2 protein-coding genes are annotated in these 1,868 nt (G+C 66.4%); both read left to right on the top strand.

Annotation, left to right across the window (positions count from 1 at the left end):
* Nucleotides 1-580: cobaltochelatase subunit CobN (locus tag EN906_RS32650; RefSeq protein WP_206529233.1), on the top strand; the 580-nt coding region annotated here is incomplete at its 5' end.
* Nucleotides 577-1,868: precorrin-3B synthase (gene cobG / locus EN906_RS32645; RefSeq protein WP_127375704.1), on the top strand; the 1,292-nt coding region annotated here is incomplete at its 3' end. The genes EN906_RS32650 and cobG, both read left to right, overlap by 4 nt.

The following is a 1,868-nucleotide window of genomic DNA, read 5'->3' as shown; positions in this document are numbered from 1 at the left end:
CGAAGGCATCTCGGTGCCCGGCGCCTTCGAAACCCGCATCGCCGAGGCCGATCTTCTCGTCCACACCGGCGACGACCCCGGCCGCGACATCCTCGAAGGCTCCGCCGACGTCGCCTTCATCGGCGGCTTTTCCGCAGCCCTTGCGGCGCTCGGCAGGAATGCCGACGTCATCGTGCTCGACACCACGGACCCGCAAAAGCCCAAGCCGCGTTCGCTCAGTGAGGCCGTATCGCGGGTGGTGCGCGCCCGTGCCGTCAATCCTCGCTTCATATCGGGACAGATGCGCCACGGCCCGCGTGGCGCCTCCGAATTTGCCGAAACCGTCGACCGCCTGGTCGGCTTCGCCGAAACCACGCACGCCATTTCGGGCACGCTGATCGAGGCAGTGCACGATGCCTATCTCGGCGATCCCATGGTCCGCGCCTTCATCCTGCGCGAGAACCCCGCCGCTGCCAAGGTCATCGCCCAGCGCTTCCTGTCGGCGCGCCGGCGTGGCCTCTGGCATCCCCTGCGCAACTCCGTCGATGACGATCTCACCGCCCTGATTGCCGAAGCAGAAGCGCTTGGGGTGGCGGCATGAACGCCTTCTCACGCCGCGGCGCCTGCCCGGCCTTGTCGGCGCCGATGCAGACCGGCGACGGGCTTTTGGTGCGGCTCAATCCGGTTGCTGGAGGCCCGTCTTCTGGAGGTCCGACTTCTGGAGGCCCGACTTCTGGAGGATTGTCGCCGAAGCTTTTGATCGGGTTAGCCGAATCCGCCTTGCGGCATGGCAATGGCATCATGGAAGTCACCGCGCGCGGCAGTCTGCAGATACGTGGGCTGACGACGGACAGCGCGATGCTGCTGGCGGCGGAGGTCGATGCGCTTGATATCGCGGTGCGCACCGGCGTGCCAGTCGAGACCGGCCCGCTGGCTGGCATCGATCCGCAAGAGATTGCCGATCCCCGGCCACTGGCTGAACGGATCAGGGCTGCAATCGAAGAAGCTGGGCTTGCGCAACGGTTGGGGCCGAAGGTTTCGGTGATTGTCGATGGCGGTGGGCAACTTGGGCTGGATTCGGTGACGGCCGATGTTCGGCTTGCTGCAACGCGCAGTGGTGCGAGAATCCAATGGCAGGTGTCTGTCGCGGGTGACGGGCAGAATGCGAAGCCGCTAGCGTTTGCTGATGAAGGTGCGGCTCGCGACATCGCCGTCGCGGCTCTAAGAATGATTGCCGAAAAAGGCCGTGAGGCCCACGCAAGGGATCTGTCGGAGAGACAATTGGCTTCTCTCGCAGGCTGGCATTCTACGGCGCCCCCCTCTGTCCTGCCGGACATCTCCCCCTCCAGGGGGGAGATTGGCAGCTTCACCGCAGGCTCCCCTCTTGCAGCATCGACAGTTGGCGAACGCGGCTCTCCAAGCGCAATCTCCCCCCTGGAGGGGGAGATGTCCGGCAGGACAGAGGGGGGCGCCGTAGAGCACTCTCGCCGGCCAATTGGCTTCTTCAATGTAAGCCACGCCACCGCCCTCGGCATCGCCCTCCCCTACGGCAGCATGCCGGCCGACAAGCTAATCGCTCTCGCCCAACACGCCCTCTCCCTCAACACAACCGAAATCCGCCTAGCCCCCGGCCGCGCCCTGCTCTTCCTCGGTCAGCCACCGGCAGCCAACCAACCCCTCCAACACACCGCCACCGCCCTCGGCTTCGTCACCGCCCCCACCGACCCGCGCACGCGCATTGCCGCTTGCCCCGGCACGCCGGCCTGCGCCTCCGGCCGCATTGCCACGCGCGAGATCGCCGAGACGATTGCCGCTGAAAACGCCGACATCCTCGACTTCACGCTGCACATTTCCGGCTGCGCCAAGGGCTGCGCCCATCCCGGCCCGAC

Source organism: Mesorhizobium sp. M7A.F.Ca.CA.004.06.1.1 (genome assembly GCF_003999135.1).
GTDB lineage: Bacteria > Pseudomonadota > Alphaproteobacteria > Rhizobiales > Rhizobiaceae > Mesorhizobium.
Note: the sequence above shows the minus strand (reverse complement) of the source record. Positions and strands in the feature narration are given on the sequence as shown.